The 7435-nt window shown below is 72.0% G+C and carries 3 protein-coding genes; all 3 read right to left on the reverse strand.

Features of this window, described 5'->3' with window-relative positions:
• Positions 1–187 precede the first annotated feature (187 nt).
• Entirely contained in the window at positions 188–1123 is a 936-nt protein-coding gene (locus tag ACWF94_RS27550) for a hypothetical protein (RefSeq protein ID WP_453494009.1), read from the reverse strand.
• A gap of 415 nt (positions 1124–1538) precedes the next feature.
• Positions 1539–2252, reverse strand: a complete 714-nt coding sequence (locus ACWF94_RS27555; protein WP_453494012.1) for a DUF1963 domain-containing protein — start codon at positions 2250–2252, stop codon at positions 1539–1541.
• 285 nt (positions 2253–2537) lie between these two features.
• The coding region (locus ACWF94_RS27560) for an amino acid adenylation domain-containing protein (protein WP_453494015.1) at positions 2538–7435 on the reverse strand (4898 nt) is incomplete at its 5' end.

Consider the following 7435-nt stretch of genomic DNA (forward strand, 5'->3'; position numbering starts at 1 on the left):
GTTCCGGATCTCCTACGACGCCGCTTCCCAGTCCTGGGACATCGCTCCCGCCGACCAGGAGGACGGGCGGCCCGAAAACTCTGCCCCGGCCACCTGACCGCGCCTCGGCCCTGTGTGCCACCCGCCGGACGCCGGCCCCGCGCGCGCCACTCACCGGACCCCGGCCCCGCCGGCCCCGTACGCGCGGTCAGCCGGCACCGCCGATCCGCTGCGCCAGGGCGCCGGCGGCCACTGATCCCAGGACGACCCCCAGCGCCAGCGCGACGGGGCTGCTCCACAGCGTGTACGCCGCCCAGGCCAGCCCGCCCACGACCAGCGGGCCCAGCCAGACCGCCGACCGCTGCCGGAACGGCACCATGCTGAAGGCCGTGGCCAGCACAGCGAGCGTGAACGCCGCCAGCGCCATACCGAGGAAGACACCGCGTGCCTGGCCGAAACCCTCGCTCCCGAGCACATGGCCGAGCACTCCCCCCGCGACCGTGCCGGCGGCGATGAGCAGCAGGGCCACCGTGTCGTGGATCTCCACCTGGTTGCGGGCGCTCCGGGCGTGCACGGCCTGCCAGATCCCCATGAACAGATCGGGGAACGTCGACGCCCCCACGAACGCGCCGATCACCGCGCCGTTCCAGCCGGCCAGCAGCCAGCCGGCGAGCAGACCGCCCAGCAGCCCCACGACGATGCCGGGCCCGGTCAGGTGGGTACCGCTCTGCCCCCCGGCCCCGGCGGGGAACGCCTGCGCATACGGCATGTGCGCGCCGAGGCCCTTCCCAGGCCCAGGCCCAGGCCCAGGCCCAGGCCCAGGACCAGGACCGGGACCAGGACCAGGACCGGCCGGGGACGGACCCCCCTGCTCCGAGAGGTGATCGGCCGTACGCACGATGCGCCGCGCCTCGTGCGGCGGGACCAGCAGCGCGGTCAGGACCTTCAGCAGGAACCCGTCCCGCTGATCGGCGGTGTCCGGTCCGTCATGACTCACGCCGTCCGCGACCATGACCCCCCGCAGCCGTACGTACCCCAGCGTCCGGAACACGTTCTCCTCCGGCAGGTAGACGTACAGCAACGGCAGATCGGCGTCACGGTCGATGTGCAGCACCGACACCCGGTGCCGGTTCGTCAGGTCCATGCGAAAGCCCCCTTCCCCCTAGGCTTCCCGCGGTACACCGTTTCAGGCTTCGCCGGAGTGCCGACGGGGCGCTAGTGCCTCTTTGAGGTTAGCTGTTGCAGTGCGGCGCTTTCCCGGATCCTGAGGACCTGGTCCGCCTCTTCGGGTTCGATCCCCAGCTGTTCTCGCACCAGGCTGCGGTCGAGGAGCAGGCCCCTCTCCAGGGGCGCATGATGTGTTTCGGCGTGACCCATCGCGGGAGCCGTCGGGTCGGGGAACCGCCGGGCCCGGTCCGCCTGACGGGCGAAGGCCCGACTGGCGAGAGTGCGGCTCCGTCAGGTGCTGACCCTTTCGTCTCAAGGCGGTCTGGGCCGGTGACGGTGCATCGGCCATCCTCGATCCGTGAGACGCTGTGGCGGCGCGGGCGGAGCTGCGGTCACGGGTTCCAGTGGACAGTGGCGAATGTACGGTCAAAGCGTTGTGCGGCCAGGTCCTTGCGCTGGATCGCCCAGTGGACGGTGGCGCCCTCCCTGCCCCGGATGCCGGGATCCCAGTCGGCGAGCAGCACCCAGTCGTCGACGGCATCCGACATCTCCCCATCCCAGTGGCCCGCTTCCGCCGCTTTCACCGCGCACCACACGGCGCGTTCGACCGGGTCGAATTCGGTGCCCTCCTCCGAGGCGTATCCGCCGATCCGGAGAGGCCCTGAGGTGGCGATGTCGCCGCAGGTGTCCTCCCACACCTCAACCAGTTCCTCGGAGCGGGGGTGCCCGGGGAGCGGCTTGCTGTAGGGAGCCTCGGGGATCTCGACCGCGTGGTGCCAAGGCAGGGAAGCGTTGATCGTCGCCCGCAGTTGCCCCTGGGGAAACGCCTCGACCGTCTGCCGGTAGTCCTCGATGTCGGACCACTCCCAGGAATTCCTGTCCCGCTCCTCCACTGCCGTACCGGCGGGGACGTACACCGCTTCGCCCATGTTGGCGCAGTCGCCGTCGTCCTGAGGAAAGGCGAACAGCAGAAGGTGACCGTCCGAGGGCAGGGGGAGATCCGTCGCGTCATCGGGCAGTGCCGCGAGGTCGACGGAGGCGACAAAGGGGTAGAAGGGGTTCGGGGTGTCGGCGGGAAGCATCAGGGGGCCGCCGAACCGGCCCACGACCGGTCCGTCCCCTTCCCGCGCAAGTGTCGCGCACATACGAGCGGTTGCCAGCCACCGCTCCACGTCAGTGGCGGGAATGCCCTGTGCAATCGCCTTGTCGCGAAAGGGACGTAGCCTGTCTCGCATCTCAGGAGTCATGAGGAAACCGTAGAGCCGGGGTCTGACACATAGTGCGTTCTTCTGCGACATGGCGTCCCCGCAACGGGAGACGGCCGTGACGGAGGAGGCCATCGCTGCCCGACCACGGTGCGTCCGCCGTACACACGCGCAGGGGTGCGGCGGTCAGACTTCCGTATGGAATCCCCTGACGGTGTTCGGGTCGACGGTGTGGGCGAGCAGGTGCAGTGGTGCGGCCTGTGCGCCGGCCGTTTCCGCCGCGGTCCAGTGGGCCAGGCCCGTCGGCCCGTCGACCAGGCCGTGCACCGGGGGCATGCCCGCACCGGATGTGTGCAGCAAGGACTCCAGCCGGCAGGAGGCGAGAGTGCCGGGGAGCCACGGCTGCGCGAGATATCCGGAGGCCGCGGCGGGTGGCAGCCCGTCCGCGACCTGCCGTTCCGTGGCGCCGACCGCCAGCAGTCCGCCGCCGACGACGAGGACATCCTGCCGGTCCCGCATCCGGCGGATCGCGCGGCTCGTGTCGAAGCAGTGCGGGAAGGAGTCGTCGACCACCGTCGTGCCGGGCCTCAGCCGGTCGATGTCGAGCAGCGCTCCACCGCCGCTGACCGCCGTGACGACCAGGTCGGCCGCGTACACCGGGTCGGGAAGTCCGGCATCCGACTCCAGTACGTCCACGGCGTCGGCCAGTGAGCGTTCCCGCAGGCTCTCCGCGAGTTCCTTGAGGCGCGGCCCGCTGCCCACGACATCGCACAGCAGCAGCCGGCCGGGCGGGCGCCGGGACTGGGTCAGCAGCAGTTCGAGCGACGAGACGCCGATGGATCCCAGCCCCACGACAGCGACCGTGAGGTCTCCCAGCTCCTGCCGGGTGGCGTCGAGCGCCGCGTGCACGGTCTTGACGACGGACACGACGGTCGTCGCATGTCCGGTGGTGACGGCGACGGCCGCGCCGGTCGTACGGACGACGTCGAATCCGTAGCCGGTCAGCGAGGGGATCATCCCGGCCAGGGACACGGACCGTGCGCCGAGGGACGCCGCGAGGCTCACTCCATGGGCGGTGTGCCCGAGAAGCGTGTCCCCACGGGCGAGTTCGTCCGCGAACAGCGGGACACAGACGAAGCCGGACCGGCCGAGCGGTGTCGTCGTGGTTTCGAGCAGCCGTGGCCGGCCGTCGGGGAAGAGCAGGGTCCGCAGTTCCTCACGCTGTCGCGCCATCGCGGGCAGGCCCGCCAGCCGCGCGAGATGGGACGGTGACGGCAGATAGCCGACGAGCGCGGCGTCCATGCGCTTGTCCTCCGGTCCTCTCTCCGTGCGCTTCCCCGGTCGTGGCGCGGTCCGGTGTGGAGTGCTCAGGTTCGGAACAGCGCTCAGGTTCGGAACAGCGCTCAGGTTCGGAGCAGCGCTCAGGTTCGGAGCAGCGCTCAGGTTCGGAGCAGCGCTCAGGTTCGGAGCAGCGCTCAGGCCCGGCGCGGGCTGGACCACCGCGTGCGCCAGCCTGTCGTGCACCGAGCGCGCGAACGCGGCCAGCTCGTCCGGGGTGAACGCCGCCGCCGACGCGCGGACGGTGACCCGGAGACGGTCCCCGTCGAGGCGTGCCGCCAGGAAGACATCCGTACCGACCGGAGGCGGCGTGAACTCGCTGTCGCCGTCCTCCCAGGTGACCGTCAGCGTCTCCCCGCTCTCCGGCCCCAGGGCGGAGAAGTCCAGGAAGGTGAAGAAGAACTGTGCGGTCAGCGGCAGACCGCGCGCGTGAAGGGGCACGGCGCCGTCGTACGTCCTCGCCGCGACGGCATCCGCGACGACCCGCCGCAGATCAGCACCGAAGTCCGGGACGGCTGACGGTTCGGAGCCCGGGCAGGCCGGCCGTACGGGGACAGCCGTGGCGAACGGGCCGAACACCCGGTTGACATCGGGCAGCGGGTGGTCCCTGCCGCTCACGGCGAGACCGAGAATCAGGTCCGACTGGCCGGTGGTGGCCACCAGCGCCTGGTAGTAGGCGGTGAGCAGGGGCGCGTACAGGGTCGCACCGGCACCGGACGCGAGTGCGCGCAACCGTTCCACCCGCCCGGCGTCGATCACGAATCCGGAGGAGTGGAACGGCGCGGGGCCGCCGACGGCCCACAACCCGCTGCCCTCCCCGCCGGGACGGTGCCCGCGCTGCCCGGCCCCTCCCTCTTCTCCCCCTTCTCCCTCTTCTCCCACGGCCGCCGCTGCTCCGGCGACGCCCGTACGCAGTACCGGCGTACGGTACGGGGCGGTCAGCCGCTCCCACCGGCCATGGGCGTCCCCGGCGGGCACCTGGGCCGTGCCGGGTGCCGCGCCGGGACCCAGTGCCACCCGGTCCTGAGAACCGTCGATCGTTCCGGGCTGCGGGGAGAGACGGGCCAGGTGGGCGGCGAGGTCGCGGAAGGTGCCGCGCAGCGCGGGCAGCTCCGCCTCCTCCTCGCGGGTGAGTGCGTCGTACACGGCCATCAGCTCCCGCACGAGGAGCGCGGCACTGTAGCCGTCGCCGATGATGTGATGGGCGTGCACCACCAGGACGTGCTCCTCCGGTGCGAGAGTGAGCACCCGCAGGCGCAGCAGGGGCCAGGCCCACACGTCGAAGCGGCGGCCCCTCTCTGCGGCGATCCGCGCCGCCAGCCGGTCTGGCTCGGCGAGTGTCTCGAAGTCGACCGGCAGGCGCAGCGCGGGCGGAAGCTCCTGCTGGACAGCCGGCCGTGCCCCGGCGGGGAAGACCGTACGCAGCATGGGATGGCGCGCGACGAGCAGGTCCACCGCCGCCTGGAAGCGGTCGGTGCGCAGCGGGCCGTGCAGACGCGGTTGTGCGAGCCACGACGATCCGGCGCCCGGTGCGATCGCCTCCGCGAGCAGGAAGCCGCGCTGGCTGGGCGTGAGCGGAAACGGCGCGGGTTCGGTCCGATCTGCCCTGCCCGTCCTGCCGACCTGAGCCGGAGTCATGGCCCGGCTGTCCGCAGGTACCGCGCCGGGATCCTCGGAGGCCGCGTCCACCGCCGCTGTGTTCCCCGCCGCGTCCACCGCGGTGGCGAGGGCCGTGAGCGTGCGGTGACGGTAGACGACGGTCGGCCGGGGGAGCGATCCGCCCGGCTGCTCCAGCTGCGCGAACACCTGAAGGATGAGCAGGGAGTCGCCGCCGAGAGCGAAGAAGTCGTCCTCGCGGCAGACATCGGCGACCTGGAGCAGTTCGGTCCAGATGCCGGCCAGTCGGCGTTCGGTCGGCGTCGCCGGAGGCGTGCGACGGGAGGCCGCCGCTGGTACCCCGGTCTCGGGGGCGGAACCGCCGGAAGACTGTTCCGTGGACGCGGTGGTGTCCGCCGTCGCGACCGGCCCGTCCGTACCCGAGCGCGTGTGTGTCATGGTGCCGGTGCCCGCCGGCTCGCCGACTGCCGTGAGCGCGAGCAGCCGGTGGCGATCGACCTTGCCCGTGTCCGTGAGCCGCAGCTCGTCGACGTGGACGATTCGGGCGGGAAGCATGTACGGCGGCAGGGTGTCCGCCAGATGGAGCCGGAGCGCCACGGCGTCCGGCGGCCGGGTCGCCCCGCTCCTGGTGGTGAAGAAGGCGACGAGACGGCCGTCCTGTACGAGGACGACGGCGTGCGCGACATGCGGATGTGTGTGGAGGACGGCCTCGATCTCACCCGGTTCGACCCGGTGTCCGCGGATCTTGACCTGGTCGTCCAGCCGCCCGAGGAACTCCAGTGTGCCGTCGGGGGAGAGCTGGACGCGATCACCGCTGCGGTACCAGCGCCGCCCGCTCCTCGTCGTGAACGCGGCTGCCGTCAGGGCGGGTTCGCCCAGGTAGCCGGGGGTCAGCCCGATCCCGGCGATGAGGAGTTCACCAGGCTCGCCGGGTTCACGGTGTTCCCCGTCGGGCCCGACCACCGTCACCTCGGTACCGGCGACAGGGCGGCCGATCGGGAGTCGCCGCACATGGTCGTCGGGCCGGTCGCTGATGATGTGGCACGTCGCGTTGATCGTTGCCTCGGTCGGCCCGTACAGATTGGCGATGCGCTGGCCGTCTCCGAAGAGGTCGAACCAGCGGCGGACATGCGCGGGCGACAGTGCCTCGCCACCGACGTGGATCCACCGCAGCGCCGACAGGTCCGGGCGCGGCGAGCCGCCCCGTACACGCCCCTCGGCGGCGGTCAGCAACTGCTCCCAGAGCGTTGGGACGGAGCTCCATACGGTGATCCGGGTGCGTTCCACCTGCGTCAGCAACAGGTCGGGATCGCGCACGAGGTCCCAGGACACCGCCACGACCGTGGCACCGACCAGCAGCGGGGCGAGCAACTGGCGGACGGAGGCGTCGAAGCAGATCGACGCCGTCTGGGCAAGACGGTCCCCTTCCTCGTAACCGAAGGTGCGGATGGCCCAGTCCAGATAGTTCTCCATCGACCGATGGGTGATGGGCACTGCCTTGGGACGACCGGTGGAGCCGGAGGTGAAGATGACGTACGCGATGGAGTCCGCGTCGACAGGGCCGTCCGGCGCGGGAGCGGGGCCCTCCGGCGGGGGAGCGGGGTTCCGTGGCGTGGAGGCCGTGTCCGGGGCGGGCGGCCGGAGGATGCCGGACGTGGCCCGGAGCCCCTGCTCATGGGGCCCCGGGGTGGTCCGCGCGGTGGGCACCGGTCCGTCGACGGGCACCAGGGTTACGCCGCCGAGCGCCTCGCCCGCCGCGCGGGTCCGGTCGTGGCAGATCACCGTGCGGACACCCGTCCGCGCGAGCTGGTCCATGAGCCGTGCGGGCGGGTGGCCGGCGTCCAGCGGGACCCAGCCCGCACCCGCCCGTAGGATCGCGACGACTCCGACGACGGTGTCGGCGCCCGGCTCGGTGAGGAGCGCGACGAGACCTCCCGGCGTGACACCGTGCGCCAGGAGCCTGCGGGCGAGAGAGCGGGAGGCCCGGTCGAGTTCCGCGTACGTCAGCGTGGTCCCGCCGTCGTCGACGGCGATCGAGTCCGGGTTGGCGCGGAATCGGGCGAGCAGCCGTCCGACGACCGTGGCGGAATCGGCCGTCCGAGGGGGTGTGGTCGGCATCGGGGCCGATG

Source organism: Streptomyces sp. NPDC055078 (assembly GCF_053607985.1).

What these genes read in the sequence shown, in the direction of transcription:
- ACWF94_RS27550 (WP_453494009.1), bottom strand. Translation starts at nt 1,123, where the DNA reads ATGGACCTGACGAACCGGCACCGGGTGTCGGTGCTGCACATCGACCGT.